This window comes from Herbidospora sp. NBRC 101105 (genome assembly GCF_030269205.1).
Taxonomy (GTDB): Bacteria; Actinomycetota; Actinomycetes; order Streptosporangiales; family Streptosporangiaceae; genus Herbidospora; species Herbidospora solisilvae.
This window is the reverse complement of sequence record NZ_BSSX01000002.1, coordinates 13,440-37,107: the sequence shown is the minus strand read 5'-3', so window position 1 is coordinate 37,107 and position 23,668 is coordinate 13,440. Positions and strand designations below refer to the sequence as shown.

Below are 23,668 nucleotides of genomic sequence, written 5' to 3'. Positions count from 1 at the left end.
CCCGACTGACATTCAGTCTGACCCGTGATCGCGGGAGGGCCGGATCCCCTCGATGATCACCTTCCCCTGCCGGGGTGACCGCGCCGCCAGCGCATGGGCCGCCGCCGCGCTCTGAGGCGGGAAGACCTCGCGTACGGGAACCCGGAAGAGCCCCCGCTCGACGAGCGCCGCGACGTCCACCAGCCCATGACGGCCGTCGGCCTGCCCGGCCGGTTGTCCCATGGACAGGCGCACGCCTTTGGACGGACCCTCGAAGTCGGCCAGGGTGACGACGCCGTCCGCGCTGCCGGTGATCGTGATGAGGTCGTCCAGCACCCCGCCCCCGGCGACGTCGAGCGCCCTGTCCACGCTCTGTGAGACGTCTCCGAGGCTCACCGGCCGGACACCGAGGGACTCCAGGAACGGATGGCTCTCCACCCGCGCCGCCCCCAGCACCCGGGCACCCCGCGCGGCGGCCAGCTGCACGACGATGCTCCCGACCCCGCCCGCGGCGCCGTGCACGAGCAGGGTCATGCCGTCGCGGACGTCGAGCAGGTCCAGCGCACGGGTCGCGGTCTCCACCCCGGAACCCGCCCCGCCCGCCTCGTGCCAGGGCATCCGTTCAGGCCTGCGTCCCCAGAAGTCGAGAATCGCATACTCGGCGGTGGCCCCGCCGAGCGCGGCGAGGGCGACCGTGCCGAACACCTCGTCACCCGGGGAGACGTCGACGACACCCGGACCGACCTCGTCCACCACTCCGGCGGCGTCGACGCCCGGGATGTGCGGCAGCACGAGCTTCCTGCTCCCCGGGGACGTCCCGGCGCGCAGCGCCAGGTCGACCGGCGAGACGCCCGCCGCCTTGACCCTGACGCGCACCTGTCCCCGGCCGGGACGGGGATCCGGCGCGACACCGATCTCCAGCACGTCCGGCGGGCCGAATCGGTCGAACTGCACTGCCAGCATGATTGCCTCTCCTTCGTGGACGACACTGGGGTAGACCACGGTTCCGAAGCAGGTGTTCCGGAACAGGCCGAAGTGAGAGGAGGTGCGGGCGGAGTGTCTCGGAAAGAGAGGGTCGACGCCCGGTCGAACCGTTCCGCCATCGTCGCCGTCGCCCGCGACGCCTTCGCGCGCGAGGGCCTGGACGTGCCGACCCGAAAGATCGCCCGCCTGGCCGGCCTCGGCGTCGCGACGATCTACCGCCACTTCCCCACCCGCACCGACCTCGTCACCGCCGCCCTCGCCGACCACGTGGCCGCCTGCCGCGCCGACATGCGCGCCGCCTACGCCGAACCCGACCCGTGGACGGCCTTGGCCTCGGCCATCCGCCGTTTCGCGGCCCACCAGGCCCGGTCGGTGGGGCTGGTCCAGGCGCTGTTCGGGACGCAGGACGCGGGCGACCCGTTCGGTGATGACCGGCGCGCGAACGCCCTGCTGTTGCAGGAACTGGTCGAACGGGCGGGGGTTTCTCCGCCGGATGTACGGGTGGCGTTGCTGGCCATCGCGTCGGTACGGGGGTCGCGGGGGATCAGCCGGGAGGCCGCGATCGGAAGGCTGGTGGAGATGCTGCTGGCCGGGCTCAAGGCAGGAAGCTGACGACGTTCGACGCCACACCGCCGAGGGCTGAGTGAGGGCGGCTGGTGGCCGCTGATGATGACACGGTCCGGGATGTGATTCATCGGTTCAACGGAGATCGGACTGGCCTGCCTGCGCCTCGGTGGGCGGGAGTCCGTCCCCGCCTGCTTGATGACGTCGACGAAGAGTCCATCGTCATGACGGCTGCTATCCGACCGGCCCGGCTCGGGCAGCCCTTCACCCGCCGGTCCATCCGCAAGCTGGCCGCATGTCTGCCCCGCCTGCCCGGCCGGCCGCTGGTCATCATCCGGGAGGCCTTACACCCGCCGGAATCGTGGATCGACTTCGAGGCCAAGCTGGACCGGATCGAACACGCCCTGTCCCGGCGGCCGGAACAGACCGCCACCGCAGCTGCCCCACGCCGGCGCCGAGCATCAGCGGGTCGGCGAGGTCGGCCGCGAGAGGGCTTGTGCCACACGCAGGGGAAGCTCTGATATTCGCATCGGATGTGAACACGGCACCCTGAAGGGCGGGCTCAGGATCCGGTCTGTGCCAGCAGGACGATGAGCTGCAGCGTGCGGTAGACGGCCGGCATGGTGTCGGCGTCGAAGGCGACGGTGCGGCCGGTCCTGGTGATGCCGGGGATGAGGGCGGCCAGGTCCGCCGAGCGTGGCTGGTGCAGGTCGACCTCGACCCGGAGCGGCCCGGAGAAGGGAATCGTCGCCACGCTGTCGTGGAGTCCGATCGCTTGGCCTGCGGCTGTCCGCAGCCGTTCGCATGCCTCTTGCGGGTGGAGGGTGTCGGCGGCGTGCTGGCCGAGCCCTCGCTTGACCGGCACGGTGACCGCTCGGGGCACCAGTGCGCTGAACTCCGCGCAGGCGGCCTCGTCTCCGCTGGCCAGTACGACCGGCACGTCGTAGGAGGAGGCGAGCAGGGTGTTGATGCCGATCTCGCCGTGCGAGGCGCCGTCGATGCGGACGTCCAAGATGGCGTCGGTCATGGTGTGGGCCAGGACGGCGCCGCTGGTGCCGGCTCGGGCGTGGTACCCGACGAACATCGCCGCCTGGGCGCCGTTCTGCAGGCCCGCCATCATGCCCAGTTCCCGGGGCTTTCCGCGGATGAGCCGGGCGCGCCGGTCGAGGTCCTCAGGCAGGAGGTTGCGGTAAGGGCCGTGGGAATCGGCCACCCAGACCTCGGCCCGCGGTTCGGCGTTCAGCACCCCATCCACGACGGCGTTGGCCGCCGCCGTCATCAGTTTGCGGCCCCGCTCGTAGTCGTAGCGCTCCGGGTTGATCTCCACCGGGTGCACGATGCCGGCGATGCCCTCGAGGTCCACCGAGACCAATACCTTCATGGCCATGCGCTGTTCCCGGCTGCTGTCGCCGCATGCACGTCCACAACATCGCGCCAACCGAGCGGCGAATACGACACAGTCGAATACGTCACTCCACCAGTCAACGACTGATGATGCGAGCCCGGTTCATGCAGAGCTTGCGTATCACTCCAGAAGGCCTCTGACAGTGACGGGGCAGGTTACTGTGCGGGTCAGATCAGGGTGTCCACGTCCCGATGCGGTCGGTGCGACGGCGCTGCTGGGAGGCTGCGGGCACATCGAGGCCCTAGGCGCGATCGATGAGATGGCCGGCGACAGCGGTGCGGTGCTCGACGCTCTTGTGGTCGTCGTACTTGAACTTGGCCTGGACGGCCGCCACGTTGAGGCGCAGCCCGCGGATACCCGACAGCATCCGCCCGTAGGGCGGCCGGCCGACGGCCACCTCAGCGTGGTCGCCGCCGGGCTGGAAGTGGGCGAGCTGCCGGGTCAGCAGGTCGGGGCCGTCGGCGATGAAGTGGGTGGGCACGACGAGCGGCGCACCGCCGGGCGGGCCGTTGACGGCCAGCTGGCCGAAGTCGTGGCCGTCGGCGATCCACGCCTGCCACTCGGCGTCGTCCAGGCTCGCGTCCCAGGGCTGGATGAACATAGGGGGACCTCCGTTCAATCGATGGAAGGGTATGCCAGGCGGATCTGGGTCAGGCCAGTGCCAGGAGGCTGACGGCAACGGCCGCGATACCGAGGCCGGCGACCTGGGTGCGGCCGATGCGCTCGTGCAGGACGGTGCGGGCGAGCAGGACCGTCCCGGCCGGGTAGAGGGCGACGATCACCGCGACGACCGACAGATCACCTGAGCGGGCGGCGAACAGGAACAGCAGGTTTCGCGACCGAGTCGAGGATCCCCGCGGTCGCTGACAACACGTAGGCGGGCTTCTCCTCGCCGAGCCTGTGGAACATCACCGCGGCGGCGGCGAGCGTGACCGCCGAGGACACCGCCCTGCCGACGATCAGCGGGCCGACACCGCTGCCTGACGGCGCCTGGTGCAGGAAAATCAGCTGGAGGGCGATCGCCGCTCCCGCGCCGGAAGCCAGCAGCAGCGCCGTGCGAGAGGGCCGCGCCAGACTCGCGCCGCGCCCGGCCGACACCAGCACCACCGCTGCCAGCGCCAGCGGAAGCCCCACCATCGCGGCCATGGCCAGGTGCTCGCCTTGGGCGAGCCCGACCCCGACCGGCAGCACCGCCGACACCAGGGCCGTGACCGGCGACAGCACGTTCATCGGCCCGATCGCCAGCGTCCGGTACAGCAACGTGAACGCCGCCGCCGACGCGACTCCCGATGCCGCCCCCCACGCCAGCACACCGCTGGAGAACGACGCTCCCAGAGCCGGCCACAGCAGCAGCTCGACCACCAGGCTCGCCGGAGCGGCGATCATCACCGTCCGCAGCACGTGGGCCTTGCGGGCCCCGAGCCCGCCGAGGAAGTCGGCACAGCCGTAGGCCAGTGAGCTGCCCAAAGCCAGCAGCAATGCGATCACGACACCCTCCGGCGGTTCAATGGAATGACTTCAAAGTACAACCGAATGACCGACTTAGTCCAATGGAGCGACCGCGAGGTATATTCGAACGACCGGTTAGGGAGTTGAGCAGATGGCGGAGACCGACCTCGCACTGCGGACGGTGGCCCACAACGTCCGAGCCGCCCGCCTGCGCGCGGGCCTGTCGCTCGAGGAACTCGGCCGCCGCGCCCAAGTGTCCAAAGGCGCCCTTGCCGCGCTGGAGAAGGCCCAGGGCAACCCCAACCTCGCCACCCTCGTCCGGCTTGCCGACGCTCTTGGCATCTCCGTCCCCACCCTCATGCAGGGATCACCCGACGCACAGACCGTCCGGATCACGACCGCGCAGGAGATCACCCCGCTGTGGACCGGGGAACACGGCGGCCACGCCCGCCTCATGCTCGTCACCACCGGGCCCGCGCCCGTCGAGGTGTGGCGCTGGCGCCTGCACCCCGGCGAGGACTACCCCAGCCAGCCCCACCAGGTCGGCGTCGTGGAGACCATCAGCGTCATCGAGGGCGAGATGACCCTTGTCGTCGACGGCGTCGAACATCCGCTCGCCGCCGGGCAGACCGCGACCTACGACGGCGACTCCGCCCACATCTACCGCGGTGCGGGCACCGGACCCTGCGACCTCATCATGACCGTCCACCTGCCACCGAGCCCCGCCCGTTGATCCTCGTCCGGCAACCAGCCCAGCACAGCTCGCCTGCAGCGCCTCCTTGGGCACCCGGTGCGGAACAGTCAGCCTGCCTCCGCACACCCGCCGAGTCGTGAACGAATACGACACAGTCGAATACGTCACGGTGCCAGTCAAGGGTGAGCAATTGCACCCGATGCGAATACGGCACTCATGGCATGCGCCCCGGAGCTGGGCCTGCGCCGAGGGCTTTCAGCAGGGGCGGGATCCGCTGAAAGGGTGCGAAGGGCTGACCTGGGTGCGGTTCCACTGACAGCGGCCGAGGCAGTGAGGGGTCGACCTTCCCGGCTCCTCACATTTGGCCGACAGCTTGGGCGATGGCGAGGGTGTGCTGGTATTCGCGCCAGTGGGCCAGCTTGCCGTCCCGGGTTCGCAGCACACCGATGAACGGCGCCGAGGCGGTTACCCCGGTCGTCGTGTGGGTGCCGACCAATTCGTACTCGACCACGATCACCTCGGGGTCGGCGGTCTCGTGCACGACGACCTCGCGGCAGTCGTCGAATCGGACGGGAAAGGCCGCCCGTCCCGCCTGGGTGAACTCGAGCACCCGCCGCTTTCCCTCGGTGCGCGTGGGATGGCCGGGCGCGGCGAACGGCGTCTCGATCACGACGTCCTCGGCGAGCAGATCGCCGTCGTACGTGGGTCGGTTCGCGAGCCATTGAGCCCGCATGTGGTCGAAGATCTCGCGCGGTGTCATGTCGGCCTCCGGAGTATCGTGAGTCATGACTCGACTTGTGCTCGCAAGAATAGTGAGTGGAGACTCATTTTGGTAGAGGGATCACCGCTGCGCGCCGACGCGCAGCGCAACCGCGCACGCATCCTGGACGCGGCCGAAGTGGTCTTCGCCGAATCCGGCCCCCGCGCCTCCACCGAAGAGGTGGCTCGCCAAGCCGGCGTCGCCATCGGCACGGTCTTCCGCCATTTCCCCACCAAGAACGATCTGCTCGCCGCGATCATGAAGCGACTGCTGGCCCAGTTGGTGGAGGAGGCCGCCCAGCGTGACCTGTTCGGCTTCTTCACCCACTTGGTGGCCCAGGCCGCGGCGAGGAAGACCGTCGTCGACCTCCTCGCCGGCTCTGGGATGGACATCCGCCTCTCGGAGGCGCTCGGCCACCTGGAGGCAGCGGTCGGCGAGTTGCTGGAGCAGGCGCAGTCCACCGGCGCGGTCACTTCCTCGGTACGACTGCCAGAGGTCATGGCCCTGCTGGCGAGCATGTGCCAAGGAGCGGTGCACGGCGGATGGGACGAGGACCTGCAAGCTCGCACACTCACGGTCGTCTTCTCGGGTTTGCGCCGTGACCGACAGGACCTGCCATAACGGCACCAGCAGCGTCGGGACCACCAACACCACACCCACCAACTGGGCCAGGTTGGCCCCGGTCTGGAGCCCGTCCTTACCGCTCACCCCCCAGCCGACCCACGCCGGCAACGCGATCACACCTGCCACGCCGGCCCACCAGGTCAGCGCGTACCGCCACTCCCCGCCTCGCCGTGACGCTATCCGGGCCCGGCACACCCGCAGCAGGCACCAACCGTGACCAACCCGCATCCGCAGCGTGCGCGGACGAATACGACACAGTCGAATACGTCACGGTGCCGGTCAAGGGTGAGCAATTGCACCCGATGCGAATACGGCACTCATCGCATGCGCCCCGGAGCTGGGCCTGCGGCGAGGCTTACAGCGGGGGCGGGATCCACTGAAAGGGGCGCGAAGAGCTGACCGCCTGCCATGGTTCCTACGGCTGAGAGACTCCGGACCACTGCTCCGACGGCCCGGCCTCGCCGTGCATGCTGCGGAGGAGGTCGTGATGATAGGCCGCCTTATCCGCTGGGCCGCATGTCGGGAGACGCCGGGAATGGCGATGGCGGGTCAGGCGCCCGGGGCGATCGCGCAGGCGGAGACGCAATACCAGACGCCCTCACGCTTCTGGTACACGTCCGTGTACAGAGCTTCCTTATCCGCTCCGTCGGCGATCATCGTGTACGTCGCCGTGCCGTGGATCAACGCCACATCGCCGAGGATGCGGATCCTGGCTTCGCGGAGAGTCAGATCTCTGAAGGGCCGGGGCTTGGCGATGTATTCGAGGTACTCCTCAAGATCGCGGGTGACACCCGGTGTCTGCACGATGAAATCCTCGGCGAGGAATTCGCTGAAGCGCTTGGCGTCACTGGCCTGGTCCGCATTGACGTAGTCGAGGTTGAGTTGCTCGAGGATCGCCAGATCTTCGGCCGACTGCTTGGTGTCGTTCATTTCGCTCCTTTTTCACGCTTGGGCCGCAGCTTGGTTTTGGTTTTCGCGCGGCGGCACCGGCGTGAGTGACTGTTCTGCTCGGTCAGTGTCGGATGTGTCGCACCGCCTCACTCCGGCATCGGTCCAACCTGCGGTCCGCTATAGGTCTGACCGCATGGTTATCAGGACTATTTAGTCCAGATTATGACACCGAGGCGCTGTTGCCAAGTATGCGTACCCGGCTCTGATCGTCTCGCCCCGCAGCGTGCCTCGATCATGGCGGTTGCGCTGATCAGCCCCGTTACAGCCATCTCCGTCGACCCTCCTTCGGTCGTGGTCGGACACTCGAACCCGGCTCCTGACGTGATGCGTTCCGCTGACCGCTCGCCTGCCGGATCTAGTAGTAGGGTGGACTATATAGTTCAAGTATCAGTGTCTACGGCCTTCAGGCCACATTTCGCCAAGTGGATAGACTGAGCGCAGAGTCGGAATCCAAACAGGAGATCCCGATGCTTCATCCAGTCGCCACTTGAATGAATGATCTCGCCGCAGTCGCGAGAGATGGTCGGCCCCCGTCTTCGGCGAGACGGCGAGGGCATGCCACGTTTTAGTCAACGGCGATATCGCGTTGGCATCGTGCGCCGCGGCGCCGATCGACAATGGTCCCTTGGGACGGCGGCGCGACAGCCCGCCTGACTCGTGCGCGCCGCGGCGATTCCCGGCGATGACCCGCTTTCGAGCGTGGCGTCCACGACCATGACGATCGAGGTGGTGGCGCTGTCGATCGCGTCTTCTGGCCGGCGGGTTCACGATGCCGGAGCCCGGCGGCCTTGCTCGCCGCGTGGCCGGTCCCAAGACGATCTCGACACCGGCGGTCGCAAGGATCGCCGGAAAGGAGTGGATCATGCTCGCTCTCCTGGTGGACCACGACGTCCCGGCCGGGTTGCGGCTCGGTGAGACCGCGGATCCCGTCCCCGCGTCCGACGAGGTGCTTGTCGAGGTGCACGCGATCTCGCTCAATCACGGCGAGTTGCGTGGCGCGATCTTGAATCACGGTGAGGTGCGCGGCATCGCCCGGCAATCGGTGGGTTACGTTCCCGGGTGGGACGCCGCGGGTGTGGTGCGCATCCCCGCGGCCGATGGCTCCGGGCCGCCGGTGGGCAGCCGGGTCGTCACGTTCGGGCCGTCCGGTGCGTGGGCGCGGCTGCGGGCGGTCCCGGCCGCCGAGCTGGCGGTCGTGCCCGAAGAGGTGGACCTCGGAGCGGCCGCGACGCTCCCGGTGGCCGGGGTCAGTGCGTTGCGTGCGCTCCGCCGGCTCGGCTTCGTGACGGGGCGGCGGGTTCTCGTCACCGGGGCGTCAGGCGGGGTCGGGCGGTTCGCGGTGCAGCTGGGAGCGGCGGCCGGGGCGCACATGATCGCCTCGGTCGGCAGCGCGGCCCGCGGCGAGGGCCTCGCCGAGCTGGGAGCGGCCGAGGTCGTGGTCGGGCTCGACGGGGTCGAGCCGGGGCTGCACGGCGTGCTCGACAACGTCGGCGGCCCCCAACTCGCCCAGGCGTTCGCCCTCCTCGCTGAGGGCGGGTCGGTGCAGGTGATCGGCGCCACGTCCGGTGAGCCCACGGTGTTCGAGCCGTATGCGACGGTCGGGGAACTGCGCAGCATCCAGTCGTTCTTCATGGGCGCACAGCTGGCCGGGGACCTCGCCATCCTCGTGGGGATGCTCGCCGCGGGCCGCCTCGACCCGCAGATCGGCCGGCGCATGGACTGGAAGGACGTCGCCTGCGCGGTGGAGTCGCTCTTCGCCCGCCGGATCGCGGGCAAGGCCGTGCTCGACGTGAGCTGACCGGTCACGCGAGTCAGTCGGCGCGTTCGCGTGGTGCGCGGTCGGGTACCGCCGCGTGACCCGGGAAGCGACTGTCGATGAGTTCCTTGTAGTCGGGGTGGTCGGCGATGTAGTCGGCCACGAAGGTGCAGTAGTTGGTGAGTTTCAGACCCCGCGCCCGCAGGTCGTCCAGGGCGTGTTTGACCAGCCGGGTCGCGATCCCCCGGCCACGGTACTCGGGCTGGATGATCGTGTGGCTGAACGTCACGCGTTGATCGCCTCGCTGCGGGTGGTAGACGATCATGCCGACGACCTGCCCGTCGATGATGGCGTCGTATGATCCGCTGACGCCGTTCCTCTGTACGTCCATCTCGGTTTCTCCTTGTTCAGGGGCGAACGCGGACGATGGTCTTGCCCGTGGCCCGCTCGGCCGGGTTGAAGGCCGCGACGGCGTCGTCGAGGGTCGCGACGGTTCCGATGACCGTCCGCAGCCGTCCGTCTCGCACCCTCTGGACGATCTCCTTCAGCTGGACGCGATCAGCCTCGACGACGAAGTCGATCGCCCGTCCGTCGGCGGGCCGCGCTCCGGGCGGGCCGGCGATGGTCACCAGCGTTCCGCCGGCTCGAACCAGACCGGCCGACCGGTTCCCGATGTCTCCGCCGATGACGTCGAACACCAGATCGACCGCACCGGCGTCTTCCAGGGTGTCGTTCTCGAGGTCGACGAACTCGCGCGCGCCGAAATCGAGCGCCGTCCGGCGGTCGGCGGCGCGTCCGGTGCCGATGACGTAGGCGCCCGCCTCGCAGGCGAGCTGTGTCACCATCGAGCCGACGGCTCCGGCCGCACCGTGCACGAGGACGCTCTGCCCCGCCTGGACGTCTCCGTGCTCGAACAGTCCCTGCCACGCGGTCAGGCCCGAGATCGGCAGGCTCGCGCCCACCGTGAAGTCGACGTCGGCCGGCAGCGGCGCGAGGTTGCGCGCCTCGACGGCCGCGTACTCCGCCAAGGTGCCGTCGCGGGTCCAGTCGGTGAGGCCGAACACCCGCTGGCCCACCGACAACCCCCTCGTGCCGTAGCCGAGGGCGCTGACCACTCCGGCCAGCTCGTGGCCGGGGATCGACGGTGTCCGGTCACGGCCGAGGCGGTCGGTCCAGGTCGAGGGCCATGCCAGCTCCCCGGGAGTGAATCCCGACGCGTGCACCTCGACCAGCACGTCGTTCCCCGCCGCCTCGGGCCGGGGCCGCTCCGCCAGCACCATCCCGGCGGTGCCCGCAGCCTCGTCCATCACCACGATCGCCTTCATCCCATGCCTCCCGGCATCCGGTTCCCCTGATTTGAGGACTATTTAGTCCAGAAAATTCCTATGGAGATGCACGCTACCAGACAGAGGAGTCCAGTTTGACATACGTGAACGCGGCCTACCCGTGGAGCAAACCCGTGGACATCAATCATCGATGTGGGACCATATAGTCCATTCAGCGATATCAGTCAAACACGGTAACCTGAGGTCGTGAGCACGCCGGAGAACGCGCAGCCGGGGCAGCGGCTGACGCCACGTGGGGCCGCCACCCGTGCGCGCATCCTGGCGGCCGCTCTTGAGCTGATGTACGTGAAGGGCGTCAACGCGACCACGCTGGACGACGTCCGGGCCGCGAGCAACACCAGCAAATCCCAGTTCTACAACCACTTCCCCGACAAGGAACAACTGGTCCGCGAGGTCGTCGCGGCGCGCGCCGCGCAGATCCTCGAACGTGAACGCGGCAACCTCCAGCGCCTGAAGTCGTTCCGCGGTCTGGTCCGCTGGCGCGATGCGCTCGTGCAGCGAAACGCGTTGCGGAACGGCGCTTACGGCTGCGCCCTCGGTTCGATGGCCAGCGAGCTCGCCGACCAGGACGACCAGGCCCGCGCCACGCTCGCCCAGTCGTTCGTGGAATGGGAAGGGCTGCTCGCGGCCGGCCTGCGGCGGATGCGGGACGGCGGGGTGCTCAGGCTCGACGCCGACCCGGAGAGACTCGCCACGGGTCTCATGGCCGCCCTGCAGGGCGGATACCTCCTCGCGGAGACCGCACAGGACATCAAGCCCATGGAGGTCGCCCTCGACATGGCGCTCGACCACGTGAAGTCGTTCCTCACATCGTGACGGCGCGCCGTCGTCGCGTCTCTGTCTGGCAGACGCGGCAGTGGCTGCCGAATCGGGAGCAGTCACCGAGCTCCGCGTCGGCACCGCAGGCAAGGATCATGGTGGCGGAGCATCGAATCCGGACCATAGGGTCCTCAACTGGGTGATGGCGTCCTGCAGACACGATCACAGTCGGCTTCCGGGCCACCCACACCAACGGCGTGCCCTGCACCGTGATCTGATCGAAGGATCCAGCAGCCCGCGCCGTGATCGGCACTGAGTCCGGCGGCGGTTCGGATCAGCCCCGCCAGGGCGAGCGGCCGGTTGTGGGCGGGCCAGACGAATCAATGGGCTGACAAGCCCAAAAAGCGGCGCAAAGAGCTGCCGGGCACGAGGTAGAAGGAGGGAACCCATGAAAGCGATCGTCGCGATGGACCAGACCGCGGAAGCGGCCGGGATCACCCTCGCGGAGCGGCCTGAGCCCACACCTGCGATCAACGACGTCGTCGTGGAGATCCTCGCGTCGGGCTTCGTCCCTGCGGAGTGGGAGTGGCCCTCGACGTGGGTCGATCGCTCCGGTCACGACCGCGCCCCGGCGATCATCGGCCACGAGTTCGCCGGAGTGGTCTCCTCCCTCGGCTACGGCACGACGGGACTCTCGCTGGGACAGCGGGTGTTCGGGATCACCGACTGGCACCGTGATGGAACGCTCGCCGAGTACGCGGCCGTGGAGGCACGCAACCTCGCACCGCTGCCCGGGGACGTCGACTTCACGGTGGGGGCGAGTCTGCCCATCTCCGGCCTGACCGCGTGGCAGGGCCTGTTCCAGCACGGTCGTCTCCAGGCGGGGCAGACCGTCCTGGCTCACGGCGCCGCCGGCGCGGTCGGATCTGTGGTGACGCAGCTCGCGCGCGAGTTCGGCGCCTACGTGATCGGCACCGGCCGGGCGGCGGACCGCCAGGCGGCGCTCGACTTCGGCGCGAACGACTTCCTCGACCTCGACAACGAGGATCTGGGCGACATCGGCGGAGTCGACCTGGTCTTCGACGTCATCGGCGGTAACATCCAAAGGCGCTCGGCGAGCATCGTCCGGCCTGGCGGGACGCTGGTGTCGGTGGTCGGCTCCATCAAGGCTCGCCCTGCCGCCGGCCTGGCGGTCGACTTCGTCGTCGAGTCTGTTCCCGGCCAGCTGGTGGAGATCGTCGACCGGGTGCGAGACGGGCGCCTTCGCGCGCACATCGGAACTGTGACGAGCCTCGACGACGCCATCCCCGCGCTCAACCCGACCGAGCGGCGCAAGGGCAAGACCGTCATTCGTGTACGCGCCTGACCGGCCACAACCGCCTGATCGCGCTCTCCGGCGAAGGCGGCGGTCACCCTAGGGCCGGTCCCGCCCCGCTTTCGACTTCACCGTTGATCCGCATCGGCTCCCGAGCCGGCACAGCTGCGGGCTCGCCGGGCGACCATGTCCGCCCGCCCCGCATCGCACCCGTCCAAGCGGCGAATACGACACAGTCGAATACGTCACGGTGCCAGTCAACCCTCCGATATTCGAGTTGGCCGGACATCGATTGGCGTACCTTCACAGACAAGATCACCACGCGTTCGATGACCCTGCGTGCGCCGCCTGGTTTCACCTGCCGGTGCCGGGCGTCCCTACACTGACGATGATCAGCAGACCAGAACGGGGAACAGCGTGATCCATCAGCTGGCGCGTGCCGCGACCACCTTCACGGCTTTACTCGCGCTCGGTGCCTGCTCCGCTCCTCCCGCGAACCCCCTGCTGCAGGACCCGGCCCAGTGGCCGTTGGTCAAGCTCGCGGGTCTGGCCGACAACCCGGAGTTACCCGACGAGGCGGAGCGAGCCCTGGCGCAGATCAAGGTGGGTTCCTACAACCTGCTCGCATGGATCAACTCCTCGGGCCTGTGCGGACTGTCCAGCTCAGCGGCGACGGCCGGCACTGATGTGAACGTGTACATCGACCTGACCAAGTCCGAGGGCGGCCTGGAACGGCCGGAGGGATTCTCAGGACCGGTGGAGCCGACGGTGAGTGCCTACGGCACCAAGGTGCGCCTGTTCTGCACCCCGACCAGAATGCTCATAAGGATTTCTGGAGAGACCTCTGAGCCTTTTGTCTCCGGTGATGCGATTGCGAAGCTTGTCAATGGTGGGCTCAACGCCGTTGTCGGCTCAGCGGAGGCCCAGATGGAATCGCTGCCTGATGCGACCGTAACCCGGGGCGGATAGGGGCCCAGGCGCTGTCCGATATTCGCGTCGATCGCTCTCACGTTCCCCCGGCCCGGAGTAGTGCCGGGGCGGGTGCGGCGGCTCATGTGCCGCCAGGGCGGCGATCAGAGCCCATCAGGTGATGTCCCTGTCCGTGAGGTGAGGAGCGCCTGCGGGCTGGTGGGCGTCGCATGGTCGGAGGTGCGGCGCGCTCAACCGGCCTGCCTGGAACCGATCTTTGGGCCGGACTGGAAACCGAGCCGCTGGCCAGGTGATCTGTGCTGGGTTACCGTGCTCCCACATCTGTGCAGCAGGGAGGCTTCCCGATGGCTGAGACCACGCAGCCGCCCCCGCCCAGGCGGGCACGTGCCGTAGCGGATCCGCAGCTACCCCAGGCCGATCAAGTCCGGGCAACCCGGGCACAGGTCGAGAGCTGTCGCCGAGCGGAGAGCGAGGTTTCGGCCGTGCCGCGCCGCATCAGGCAGGACGACGCCGAACTTCCCTCCTAAGGCGCCGTCTGGCCCGGACGACGGCCGCCGGCGTGGTGGGAACGGCCGCGCATCCGCGACCCCCGATCCCCGCCCGCGCAATGGTTCACCCCCACGGGAGATCTATGTTCCGTAAGAAGAAGTCAGGGAAGCCCCAAAGCCCCCAGCCGGAGCAGAACGTGGAGCAGGACGACAACGATTCGAGGCCCCGGCCGCGACCACAGTCCTCCTCCCCACCGTCCTCTCGCCGTCCCTCTCCCGGCTCCATCCGCCCCGTGTCGCCGAGCCCGGAGCGGCAGGTGACGACGACCACCACCACGCGGAGCCGGACGCCTCCCCGGCAGGACCCGACGCACGACCTCAACGCCCAGATCGACGCCATACTCCGGGAGCTCGAACTCCCATCCCGGCCTGGGAAACGTCCCGATCTGATCATCGGAACGCTCACTGTGCCGGTCGACCTGACCGACGCGATGCGGGTGCCGAAGGGCGGCGAGGCGGAGTACATCGACGCCCAGCTGTCACAGTTGGCCGGCAAAGCCGTCCGGGCGGGAGAGGCGCTCATCGTCCAGGCGTTCGGGGGCGACCCGGCGGCCGTCGCCTGGTTCATGTCCGCCCTCTGCCTCCTGACGAGCAACCAGAAATCAATCCGCGAGTTGCACGGGGTGGGGCCGGCGGTGACCCGCCTGCGCAACTTCTGCGTCAAGGCCGACTGCCGAGTCGCCGTCGCCGACCCGCGTTTCCCGCAGCAGGTCGTCCAGGTGAGCGGCTGGCTCCAGGCCCACGTGCTCAGCACGCTCACGACGCTCCAGGACGACCATCTCCAGCAGCTCGACGCCATCTACAACCCCGGTCGGATCCCCGCCAAGGCCAACAAGTTCACGCCGCCGCAGATCGGCCCCCTGAAGCCGGACGTGCTGAAGGCGAAGCTGGTCGAGCAGCTCAAGGCGGTGGTGCGAAGTGAGCTGTCCCAGTGGCAGACCGACACGGGGGCACCGGCCGAGGCCCGGCCGCTGGAGGACATCCGTGCCGTGGCCGACTACATCCAGGGCTGGTTGAGGGATCGTTTCCCCAGTTCGCGCTGGCCTCGCCCGACAGCCGGTACCACACCGGGTTCGTTTACGGGCACATGATCCAGAGCACCCTGAGCAAGGTGGCCGGCTACGGCGGCCAGCTCGGCTGGTTGCGCAACCGCGGCGACCTGGTCGGCTGGGGCAAGGAGTGGGGCGCCCCCTACGTCGCGGCGAACTACAACCCGAACCGCGAAGCCGACACGCAACTCCGCGACAAGCTGCTGCTGGAGATGATGGAGGACGAGGAATTCGTCCCTGATCTGATCAAGGTGGTCCGGCTGACCGCCTCCCACTCACCGGGCAAGGTCACCTGCATCCAGCCGTTCTTCAAAATCGGCGTATCCAAGGTCGATTTCATCTGGGACCAGATCCACACCCTGATCCACGAGTTCATGCACTTCCTCACCCACCAGAACTTCCACGACGCGGCCAAGACCATCGGCTACCGGCAGGTCCTCGACGAGGGGGTCACCGAGCTCATCGCGACGGTGTACTTCAAACTGCTCGTCGACCACGCCCGCGCCGACGACCGGGTCGCCCGGGCCCTGCTCGGCGGCCGGCCCTTCGCGGAACCACCCGCGGGGCTCTTTTCCCCGGGCTACGGCAAGGCCGGTATCGACGCGTTCACGCTCGCCAAGATCACCTCCCTGCGCAATGTGCAAGCGGCCTACTTCCTCGGCGTGATGCCGGCCATCGGCCTGCGATGAACGGAGCCGGCATGACCTTGAGCAAGACCAAACGCGGCACGCCGACCGGCCCGGAGGACGAGGAACAGACCTTCCTCGACCTGGAGAGCAGACTGCGGCGGGGAGAACTGGCGGTCCCGTCCCGATGGGGCGACGTCGCCCATGCCGACCCGGTCGAACGCCGCTGGATCCTGCACGCCATGGACCTCGTCGCCAAGGCCGCCGAGAAGGCCGGGCCGCAGTTCGACACCTTCCGGGCCGCCGCCCTGCTGGTCGACCGGGCGCCTCGCCGCCGATTCGATCCCGGCACGGCAGGACGGTACTTCGAACGGGAGGTCATGTCGGTGTCCGGCCTGCTGGAGGCGACCCTTCCGGCCGCGCTCACCCCACCCGACGACGCCACCACAACCAGACTGGCCCGCATCCACCGGACCGCGCCTCCCCGGCCCACCCGCGTGGCACTGGCCCGCACACTGACCGAACGGGCGGCCTGGTGGGAGGCTCCCACCCGCCTCACAGACCTGACCTGGCTGCAAGGCGTGGCCTCCTCCCTGCAGCGATGGATGCGGGACGACGGTCCCCTCCACGCCGCCGTCCGCCCCGACGGCCCGCTGCACGACGGATTCGACTTCGCCCGCAGCGTCGCCGACGCCGGCGCCCGCGAGGACACCCCCGCCCACCGGCTGGCCCTGCTCCGTGACGAGTTCGGTTACCCGGCCGAGCCCGGCGAACAGTGGGACGACCCGGCCCTCGGCGTACTGCTGGCCAACTCTCCGGCCCATGTGACGACCGGGACGTGGACGTACGTTCCCGCGTCCGTGCCCGGGACCGGATGGGGGCCGGAGGAGGCGTGGCCCGGGCACCTCTACCGGTTGCTGACGCATGAGCTCCTGCACCGGCTGGCGCACCCGGCCTACCTGGAGAAGGCCGAAGCGGTGCCCGGCGGGCGGGTATTGACGGAGGACGTGGTGGAGCTGCTGACCGCCGAGTTCGTGGAGGCGTCGCGCGGTGATGCCGAACTGGGGCCGCTGGTACCGGACATCGTGGAGTCACGGCACAGCCAGGCCGCCGAGGAGATCCGCGAACTGGCCGGACCTGAGGGGTTGAAGGCGGCCTATTTCCTGGGACGCACCGAGCTCGTCGGCCTCACGTGAACGCGCCGCTCACCCCATCGACCCGCATGGCCTGCCCGAGAACGGGGCCTGCACGGGGACGGAAAGGCCACGCCGGCCGGGGGTGTGCCCCGGCCGGCGTGGGTTCCCGCCGCTGGGGTCAGTGGTAGGCGTAGATGTTCGCCTCGGGGTGGTTCTCCTGCAGCTCGCGGAAGTTGCCCTCCTCGCCCCACAGGGCGCGGTAGCCCAGGACGTTCAGCCGCTGGGCCTTCGAGTGCTTGTCGAAGACGACCCAGTTGACCGGCTGGAAGTAGTTGCCCACCTCGTCCGGCGTCGTGAGGGAGCCGGTGTAGCGGTAGGTCGCGCGGTCCGCCGGGAGCATGTCGTTGAGGTGGATGCCCGTGATGGGCTTCGACGCGCCGAGGGCGGGCGGGGACTTGATCAGGCGGTCGTGCTGGGTCTGGCCGAGGAAGGTCCTGGCGTCGATCATCACGCCGAAGACCACGTAGCCGGTGCCGGTCGCCTTGGTGTGCACGAAGTGGGCCTCGAGCGGCGCGGTCGCCTGGCCGGCGAACTTGTGCTCGGCGTGGCCGTGGAAGTGCACGTTGTTGAGGTTGTAGCGCTCGCCGCCGTAGGTGATGTACGGCTGCGTGCCGCCGGTGCCGATCACGAACCGGACGTCGTCGTGCTCGCTGATCTCACCCAGGGGAGCCTTGTCCTGGAAGAGGATCGTGCCGTCGACGGAGTTCGGGTAGTGGATCGTGATGGCCGGGCCGTGCCCGGGGCACGACTTCGACCGGTCGATCTCGATCGGGCTCTGCACCGCGGCGTCGGTGCCGTGGCCGACGCAGGGCTTGACCTGGGCCTGGACGGGGGCCGCGACGGCCATTAACGGGAGGGACAGAACAGCGGCAGCCGCAAGCGGCGCAAGACGGTAACGCACCAGTCGCCTTTCGGACGGAGGGAATGCCGGAATACGCCGTCTACGGACCGCCAACGGGGCAATGTCCGCATTTGGGACGACATAAAGGCATTGGCGAGGATAGCCCAGTGAGGTGAACCGACAGGCGGCGGGGTGGTGTTCAAAATGACCAAAAGCAGAACTTTCGCTGCGGGTGAAAAGGCGGCCCTGAACGGCCCGGCGGGAGGGTGCCGGGACGTGCGGGCCGGCCGGTGGATACTGCGGAAATGAGCAGGATGTTCGTCGCGCTGGTCCCGCCTCCCGACGTGCTGGAAGAGGTGACCCGGGCCGTGGCGCCGCTCCGGCACGCCTGGCCCGACCTGACGTGGATCGAACCGGCCAACTGGCACATCACCCTGGCGTTCCTGGGCGAGGTGCCCGAAGGGGCGAGGCCCGACCTGAACGCCCGGCTGGCCCGCGCGGCACGCCATCACGAACCGCTGCCACTGGCCCTCGGCGCGGCGGGGACGTTCACCGGACGGGGCGGGGTGAGCGTCTTGTGGCTGGCGGTGCGCGAGCCCGGCCGGTTGGCGCGGCTGGCGGGGTCGGTGGCGGCAGGGGCGCGGCGGGCGGGCGTGGGGCAACCTGACGGGCGGCCCTATCGGGCGCACTTCACCCTCGTCAGAAGCCGCAAGGGGGTTGAGCTGGGGCCGCTGGCCGCCGCCTTGAGCACCTTCGAGTCGGCCTTCTGGACGGCCGACCACGCCCAGTTGTTCGTGAGCCATCTTGGGCCGCCGTTGCGGTATGAGGCGGTGGAGACCTATCCGCTGGGAAAGCAGGCAGTGCGTTGAGGATGAGAGAGTCGGTGCCGCCTCATGGCGCGATCCGATGAAACGTGCCCGACGGTTGGTTCGCGACGGGCTGGTTTCCGGCTGATCGGTTGGTGTCGGCCGCTTGGGCAGGGGCTACCGGCTGTAACGACAGCGTGAGTTATCGTGTGGCGGTTTCCCTGAAAGGCGCAGTTCTGAGTAGAAAGTTCCCGCAAGGTCGGGCCTTATCGGCCACCTCGGCCCATGGCAGATCTCTAGTGGCGGTTCCTCATGCGGCCGGTTCTGAGTGACAACGGCAGTTCCCGTTCGAGGGCGCAGATTCACGTCGGCGGATGACGGTGGCGGTCTGCTCGATCGCAGCTCACTGAGGTCGGAATGCGGCAGCACTCGCCGTTTGACGAACGGCTGATCAAAGTGATAGGGGCAGGCCCCCGTGGAGTCGACATGGCTGGACTCTTCGTCACAGTTCAAGCGGACCACACCCGCGTCGATGGGCTGACCCGTCGACGAGTCCCGGCCAGACGCCCATCTTCCCCGGTCTGTAAGGCGCCTGTACATGCCTGCCTGCATTTCGAACCGTGACCGTCCACAAATGCGGAACCCTCGGTGAGGAGTTCTGTAACAATTCACCACACCGTCATGTCAAGAATTCCCGCCATCCGAAAGAAATGAAAGTTACACGCCGCCTTGACGCCCCCAAAAGTGCTATTTAGCCTTCTCCCACCGATGTCGAGGGCATTTCTCGGCGGGTGCGAAGGAGTGGGGCTTGAGCGAGCCGTCCGGTCACAGTGCGCAGTGCCGATCATGGCAGCCTCTTCCGGCCCGTCACCTCTAGCGGGGGTCGTCCATGAACGACCTCAAGATCCGGTTCTCGGGCGCGCGTTCCGGCCGGTGGCCCCTCACGGTGGGGCAGAAGAACGTCCTCGAATGGATCAGGACCGACGTCCCCGGCCCTGCGGACGTCCTCTCGGCGGTCGTGCGCGTCCCGAGGGCGGGCACGCTCGACGCCGTCGGCGCGGCACTCGGCGAGCTGGTCGGCCGCCACGAGGCGCTGCGCACGTTCCTGCGTGACGGGGAGCAGATCGTCCAGGCCGAAGGGACGCTGGTCGCCGAGGTCGTCGAGGCGACGGGGACCGAACGCGACTGGATGACGACCGGGGGGCGGGTGTTCGATCCGGCCGCCGATCTGCCGGTCAGGGTGCGGGTGGTCACCCGGGGCGGGGTTCCGTTCCTCATCGTGCTGCACGTCTCGCACGTCGCGGCCGATCTGTCGGCGATCACGGTGTTGCGGGCCGAGCTGACCGCTCTGATGGCGGGGCGGGAGTTGCCGGCCGCCGGCCATCATCCTGCCGACCGGGCCGCCTTCGAGCACAGTCCGGCGGGGCGGCGGCAGCTCGACGGGTCGATCCGGTACTGGGGGCGGCACCTGGAGGAGCGGCCGTTGTGCTCGCTCGGGCTGCCCCACCGGTTTCCCGACCGGCGAGGGCACCACCAGGTGCTGCTCGGGTCGCGGGCGGGGGCCGAGGCGGTGGCGGCCATCGCGGGGGCGGCGGGGGTGCGGCCGCTGGCGGTCGTGATGGCCGCGTTCGCGGCGTTGCTGACCCGCTGGACGGGGGAGCCGGGCTGCCTGCTCAACTGCCTGTGCAGCAACCGGTTCTCGCCCGAGCTGCGCGACTACGTCGGCACGATCTCCCAGGAGACCTGGATCCCGTTCACCGCGACGCCGTCGTTCCCCGAGGCGGTCGCGCGGATGAACGCGGCGGCGCTGGCCGCCTACAAGTACGGCCGGTACGACTCGGCCCGGCTCAACGCCGCCATGCGGGCGGCGGAGCGGACGCGGGGCATGCCCTGCCACCGTGACGTCGTCGTCAACAACACGACCGGGCACTCGCGGGTGGTCCTGCCGGCGTCGGGGCTGGAGGCCGGGGCGGGCGACCGGAGCTTCGACGCGCCCGTCGAGTTCGACGTCTACCGGCTCGACGGCAAGCTGGGCTGCGGGCTCGGCGTCGACGCCCGGCTCGCGACCGCCGACGAGGTCGCCGCGCTGCTCGGCGGGGTCGAGCGACTGGTCATGGCGGCCGCCGGCGGCGACGTCGACCTGGGCGAGTTCGGGATTCCGCGGGTGGAGCGGGGGGCGGGCTGGGCGCGGACGGAGGCGGGCTGGGTCGACGTCCCGGGCGTTCAAGGCGTGGCCGATCTCGTGCTCGGCGACGGGGTGGCCCGGGTCGAGGCCGTCGACGGGCGGCTCGTCGGGCACGTCGGGCCGGGGCTCGACCCGTCCGTGGCGGGCGAGAAGGTGCTCGCCGAGATCGTGCGGCAGACCCGTCACGGCCTGGTGGCCCCCGGCTCTTGGTTAGCGCAGGGTTAACGCCTCGCTCATCCGGCGCTGATCTTCGCGGCCCTAGCGTGGACGGAGCCGAATTCCAGGGGGAACCAATTGAGCAGCGACCTCGGCGGCATCGCCGGGTGGGTCATCGGACTGATGGAGACGCTCGGGGCGCCCGGGGCCGGGCTCGCGATCGCCCTGGAGAACCTCTTCCCGCCGCTGCCCAGCGAGGCGATCCTGCCCCTCGCCGGGTTCACCGCCGCCAAGGGTGACCTGTCGCTGACGGCCGTCCTGATCTGGACGACCGTCGGCTCGGTCGTCGGCGCGGTCGCCCTCTACGCCGTCGGCGCGATGCTCGGCGAGGAGCGCATGATGCGGCTGGCGGCCAAGTTGCCGCTGATCAAGTTGTCGGACATCGAGAAGACGCAGGCCTGGTTCGCCCGCCACGGCCGCAAGACGGTGTTCTTCGGGCGGATGATCCCGATCTTCCGGAGCCTGATCTCGATCCCGGCCGGGGTCACCCGCATGCCGATGGCGACGTTCCTGCTGTTCACGACGCTGGGCAGCGCCATCTGGAACACGGTGTTCGTGCTCGCGGGCTACTACCTGGGCGAGAACTGGAGCGTCGTCGAAGACTACGCGGGCGTGTTGTCCAACGTGGTCATCGTGCTGGTCGCCGTGGCCGTCGTCTGGTTCGTCGTCTCCCGGCTGGTCAGGCGCCGCGACAAGGTCGGCGGATAGGGTCAGGCCGGCCCCTCGCCCGAGCTGACGATCGCAACGGGGCAGTGGGCGTGGTGCAGCAGCCCGTGGCCGACCGAGCCGAGCACGGCCGCGCCGAAGGCGCCGAGCCCCCGCGAGCCCGCCACCACCAGGTCGGCCTCGCGCGACTCCTCGGCCAGCACGTTCACCGGGTGGCCGTAGACGCTCGTGTACTCCACCGGCACGCCCGGGTGCCGGTCGCGCCAGGCGGCGAAGCGCTCCTCGACGAAGGTGGTGCGCTCCTCGTACACGCAGTGGATCAGGTTGTCGTACATGGTGCCGACCGACGAGAACGGCGGCGGTTGCCAGGAGAAGACCGCCCTGATCCCGGCGTCGCGCCGCCGTGCCTCGGCGAAGGCGAACTCCAGCGCGACGTCGGCGTCCTCGCTGCCGTCGTAGCCCACCAGCAGCCGCCCGTGGGACGGTGACGACGGCTCGCGGACCACGATCACCGGGCCGGAGGTGTGCCCGGCCAGGCCGAGGCCGACCGAGCCGAGGATCATGCCCGTGAAGCCGCCGGTGCCCCGGCTGCCGATCACGACCGCGTCGGCCTTGGCCGCCTCCTCCTTGAGCCGGGCGACGACGCCGCCCGTCGTCAGGCCGGTGGTCACGGTGACCTCCGGGGCGCCGGCGCGGGCCCGCCGCTCGGCGGTGGCCAGGACCTCCGCGCCGTAGGTGTTCTCGACGTCGTTCAACTGGCTGAGCCGGATGCCCGTCCACGGTTCGCGCACGTGCACGAGCCGCAGTGACGTGCCCCTGCGGGCGGCGTCGGCGGCCGCGTAGTCCACCGCGGCCAGCGCGGACGGGGATCCGTCGACTCCGGCGACGATCATCGTTCCTCCGTCAGGCGGATCGGGCGGGCGCCGGTCTGGACCCGGATGACCTGGTAGGGCGGCACCCGGGTGTCGGTCCCGTCGTTGAACAGCGGGCTGCGGGGGAGCTGGTTCACGCTGACGTACAGGAAGCCGTCGCCCGCCAGCGCCAGGGTGTCCGGCCACAGCAGGCCGGGGGCGTGCAGGAGCGTCGACCAGTGGCCGCCGGGGTCGCGCCGGACGACGGCGCTGTGCTCGTAGGCGGTGGCGTAGACGGCGTCTTCGGCGTCGGACTCCAGGCCGTCGGAGGCGCCCTTGTCGCCCAGGTCGGCGACCGTGGCCGCCACCTGCTCGTCGTCGAGCGACCGGTCGACCAGCGCGTCGGCCGACACGCTGTAGAGCCGCCTGCTCGACAGCGGGCAGTAGAACAGGCGGGAGCCGTCGGCGCTCAGCGCGATGCCGTCGACGCCGACCCGGTAGTTCTCCCGCACGACCCCCTGCACGATCGCCCGGAACCCCGGTACCGCCGAGGTGCTCTCGTGGCCCCGGAGCCGGGCCCAGGTCTCCCCGGAGTCGAGGTCGACCACGATCAGCGCCCCTTCGGGCGCGCAGTCGGTGATGTACGCGTACCCTCCCGGCCCCCGCGAGAGGTCGAAGCGCACGTCGTTCAGGTACGTCACCGGGGTGGCCGCGGCCGGGTCGAGCCGGACGACCCGGACCACCCGGTCGGTGGCCGGATCGACCTCGACCAGCTTCGGCCCGTTCTCCAGCCACGGCTCGAAGGCCAGGCTGCCCGTGTCGAGCAGCCACACGTGCCCGGCCGGGTCGGTGATCACGCTCTGCACCGACACCAGGGTGTCGGCGGTGGCCCCGGGGCTCCACGCGTTGAACTCGGGGTCGGGATAGGGCACCGGTTCGCCCTTGACGACCTCCGCGACGGTGAAGGGCACGTCGTCGCCCCACCTCGGGAAGGAGACGAACAGGCGCCCGTCGTCGGTCACGGTCACGCCGGTCGGCATCAGGTCGCCGAATTCGGCGACGACCTCGTAGTCGGTCCCCACCCAGCTGCCGAGTGGGGAGGCGGCGGCAGAAGTACTGGAAGACATGGTCATCCCCTTCGTTGCCGAAAGCCCTTCCAGTATCTCAA

At 69.4% G+C, this 23,668-nt stretch carries 25 protein-coding genes; 13 read left to right on the top strand and 12 right to left on the bottom strand.

The window, feature by feature from the left end; all coding sequences use genetic code 11:
- Positions 1-12 precede the first annotated feature (12 nt).
- Positions 13-942 carry an NADP-dependent oxidoreductase gene (locus tag QSK34_RS09275; protein ID WP_285582207.1) on the bottom strand — a complete coding sequence of 310 codons (930 nt, stop codon included), beginning with the start codon at positions 940-942 and terminating at the stop codon, positions 13-15.
- Between the two features lie 93 nt (positions 943-1,035).
- Between QSK34_RS09275 and QSK34_RS09270 the strand changes: the two genes are divergently transcribed.
- Positions 1,036-1,575: a TetR/AcrR family transcriptional regulator gene (locus QSK34_RS09270; RefSeq protein WP_285582202.1), complete on the top strand. Its 540-nt coding sequence runs from the start codon at positions 1,036-1,038 to the stop codon at positions 1,573-1,575.
- Between the two features lie 514 nt (positions 1,576-2,089).
- Here QSK34_RS09270 and QSK34_RS09265 read toward each other — a convergent pair.
- The 4 genes from QSK34_RS09265 to QSK34_RS09250 all read right to left on the bottom strand — a co-directional run bounded on the left by QSK34_RS09265 (position 2,090) and on the right by QSK34_RS09250 (position 4,420).
- The gene (locus QSK34_RS09265; RefSeq protein ID WP_285582197.1) at positions 2,090-2,908 is read right to left on the bottom strand and encodes a M55 family metallopeptidase; all 819 of its coding nucleotides are present in this window, start codon (positions 2,906-2,908) and stop codon (positions 2,090-2,092) included.
- A gap of 265 nt (positions 2,909-3,173) precedes the next feature.
- On the bottom strand, positions 3,174-3,533 hold the full coding sequence (locus QSK34_RS09260) for a hypothetical protein (protein WP_285582191.1): 360 nt from the start codon (positions 3,531-3,533) through the stop codon (positions 3,174-3,176).
- Positions 3,534-3,582: 49 nt separating this feature from the next.
- On the bottom strand, positions 3,583-3,714 hold the full coding sequence (locus QSK34_RS09255; protein ID WP_285582187.1) for a hypothetical protein: 132 nt from the start codon (positions 3,712-3,714) through the stop codon (positions 3,583-3,585).
- A gap of 16 nt (positions 3,715-3,730) precedes the next feature.
- A complete protein-coding gene (locus QSK34_RS09250) occupies positions 3,731-4,420 on the bottom strand; it encodes an EamA family transporter (RefSeq protein WP_285582183.1) in 690 nt (229 codons plus the stop codon).
- Between the two features lie 112 nt (positions 4,421-4,532).
- On the opposite strand from QSK34_RS09250, the gene QSK34_RS09245 reads away from it, so the two are divergent.
- On the top strand, positions 4,533-5,114 hold the full coding sequence (locus tag QSK34_RS09245) for a helix-turn-helix domain-containing protein (RefSeq protein ID WP_285582180.1): 582 nt from the start codon (positions 4,533-4,535) through the stop codon (positions 5,112-5,114).
- A 316-nt stretch (positions 5,115-5,430) separates the two neighbouring features.
- Here QSK34_RS09245 and QSK34_RS09240 read toward each other — a convergent pair whose 3' ends face one another.
- Positions 5,431-5,862, bottom strand: coding sequence for a nuclear transport factor 2 family protein (locus QSK34_RS09240; RefSeq protein ID WP_285582176.1), 432 nt, complete (start codon positions 5,860-5,862; stop codon positions 5,431-5,433).
- A 42-nt stretch (positions 5,863-5,904) separates the two neighbouring features.
- Between QSK34_RS09240 and QSK34_RS09235 the strand changes: the two genes are divergently transcribed.
- Positions 5,905-6,456, top strand: coding sequence for a TetR/AcrR family transcriptional regulator (locus tag QSK34_RS09235; RefSeq protein WP_285582171.1), 552 nt, complete (start codon positions 5,905-5,907; stop codon positions 6,454-6,456).
- A 552-nt stretch (positions 6,457-7,008) separates the two neighbouring features.
- Here QSK34_RS09235 and QSK34_RS09230 read toward each other — a convergent pair.
- Positions 7,009-7,389 carry a nuclear transport factor 2 family protein gene (locus tag QSK34_RS09230; protein WP_285582169.1) on the bottom strand — a complete coding sequence of 127 codons (381 nt, stop codon included), beginning with the start codon at positions 7,387-7,389 and terminating at the stop codon, positions 7,009-7,011.
- An 883-nt stretch (positions 7,390-8,272) separates the two neighbouring features.
- On the opposite strand from QSK34_RS09230, the gene QSK34_RS09225 reads away from it, so the two are divergent.
- Positions 8,273-9,208: a zinc-binding dehydrogenase gene (locus QSK34_RS09225; protein WP_285582167.1), complete on the top strand. Its 936-nt coding sequence runs from the start codon at positions 8,273-8,275 to the stop codon at positions 9,206-9,208.
- 13 nt (positions 9,209-9,221) lie between these two features.
- Here the strand turns inward: QSK34_RS09225 and QSK34_RS09220 are convergent, their stop codons facing one another.
- Both QSK34_RS09220 and QSK34_RS09215 read right to left on the bottom strand, forming a co-directional pair.
- Complete coding sequence (locus QSK34_RS09220; RefSeq protein ID WP_285582165.1) at positions 9,222-9,557, bottom strand: GNAT family N-acetyltransferase; 336 nt, start codon at positions 9,555-9,557, stop codon at positions 9,222-9,224.
- A 16-nt stretch (positions 9,558-9,573) separates the two neighbouring features.
- On the bottom strand, positions 9,574-10,491 hold the full coding sequence (locus QSK34_RS09215) for an NADP-dependent oxidoreductase (protein WP_285582163.1): 918 nt from the start codon (positions 10,489-10,491) through the stop codon (positions 9,574-9,576).
- Between the two features lie 207 nt (positions 10,492-10,698).
- On the opposite strand from QSK34_RS09215, the gene QSK34_RS09210 reads away from it, so the two are divergent.
- From QSK34_RS09210 to QSK34_RS09185, 6 genes are all read left to right on the top strand, one after another.
- A complete protein-coding gene (locus tag QSK34_RS09210) occupies positions 10,699-11,328 on the top strand; it encodes a TetR/AcrR family transcriptional regulator (RefSeq protein WP_285582161.1) in 630 nt (209 codons plus the stop codon).
- 391 nt (positions 11,329-11,719) lie between these two features.
- Positions 11,720-12,637, top strand: a complete 918-nt coding sequence (locus QSK34_RS09205; RefSeq protein ID WP_285582159.1) for an NADP-dependent oxidoreductase — start codon at positions 11,720-11,722, stop codon at positions 12,635-12,637.
- Between the two features lie 366 nt (positions 12,638-13,003).
- Positions 13,004-13,555 (top strand): hypothetical protein, encoded by a 552-nt coding sequence (locus QSK34_RS09200; RefSeq protein ID WP_285582154.1) that lies wholly within the window; start codon positions 13,004-13,006, stop codon positions 13,553-13,555.
- A gap of 766 nt (positions 13,556-14,321) precedes the next feature.
- The gene (locus QSK34_RS09195; RefSeq protein ID WP_285582151.1) at positions 14,322-15,155 is read left to right on the top strand and encodes a hypothetical protein; all 834 of its coding nucleotides are present in this window, start codon (positions 14,322-14,324) and stop codon (positions 15,153-15,155) included.
- Positions 15,152-15,802: a hypothetical protein gene (locus QSK34_RS09190; RefSeq protein WP_285582148.1), complete on the top strand. Its 651-nt coding sequence runs from the start codon at positions 15,152-15,154 to the stop codon at positions 15,800-15,802. Before QSK34_RS09195 ends, QSK34_RS09190 begins: the two co-directional genes overlap by 4 nt.
- 11 nt (positions 15,803-15,813) lie before the next feature.
- On the top strand, positions 15,814-16,935 hold the full coding sequence (locus QSK34_RS09185) for a hypothetical protein (RefSeq protein WP_285582145.1): 1,122 nt from the start codon (positions 15,814-15,816) through the stop codon (positions 16,933-16,935).
- A 118-nt stretch (positions 16,936-17,053) separates the two neighbouring features.
- On the opposite strand, the gene QSK34_RS09180 is transcribed toward QSK34_RS09185, so the two are convergent.
- Positions 17,054-17,782 carry a carbonic anhydrase family protein gene (locus tag QSK34_RS09180; RefSeq protein ID WP_285582141.1) on the bottom strand — a complete coding sequence of 243 codons (729 nt, stop codon included), beginning with the start codon at positions 17,780-17,782 and terminating at the stop codon, positions 17,054-17,056.
- Between the two features lie 299 nt (positions 17,783-18,081).
- Between QSK34_RS09180 and thpR the strand changes: the two genes are divergently transcribed.
- The 3 genes from thpR (at position 18,082) to QSK34_RS09165 (ending at position 21,691) form a co-directional block, all read left to right on the top strand.
- Complete coding sequence (gene thpR / locus QSK34_RS09175) at positions 18,082-18,645, top strand: RNA 2',3'-cyclic phosphodiesterase (protein WP_285582138.1); 564 nt, start codon at positions 18,082-18,084, stop codon at positions 18,643-18,645.
- A gap of 826 nt (positions 18,646-19,471) precedes the next feature.
- Positions 19,472-20,992: a condensation domain-containing protein gene (locus QSK34_RS09170; RefSeq protein WP_285582135.1), complete on the top strand. Its 1,521-nt coding sequence runs from the start codon at positions 19,472-19,474 to the stop codon at positions 20,990-20,992.
- 114 nt (positions 20,993-21,106) lie between these two features.
- Entirely contained in the window at positions 21,107-21,691 is a 585-nt protein-coding gene (locus QSK34_RS09165; protein ID WP_285583966.1) for a DedA family protein, read from the top strand.
- A 2-nt stretch (positions 21,692-21,693) separates the two neighbouring features.
- Here the strand turns inward: QSK34_RS09165 and QSK34_RS09160 are convergent, their stop codons facing one another.
- Together QSK34_RS09160 and QSK34_RS09155 are read right to left on the bottom strand one after the other, a co-directional pair.
- On the bottom strand, positions 21,694-22,542 hold the full coding sequence (locus tag QSK34_RS09160; protein ID WP_285582131.1) for a universal stress protein: 849 nt from the start codon (positions 22,540-22,542) through the stop codon (positions 21,694-21,696).
- On the bottom strand, positions 22,539-23,627 hold the full coding sequence (locus tag QSK34_RS09155) for an SMP-30/gluconolactonase/LRE family protein (protein WP_285582127.1): 1,089 nt from the start codon (positions 23,625-23,627) through the stop codon (positions 22,539-22,541). Before QSK34_RS09155 ends, QSK34_RS09160 begins: the two co-directional genes overlap by 4 nt.
- Positions 23,628-23,668 lie beyond the last annotated feature (41 nt).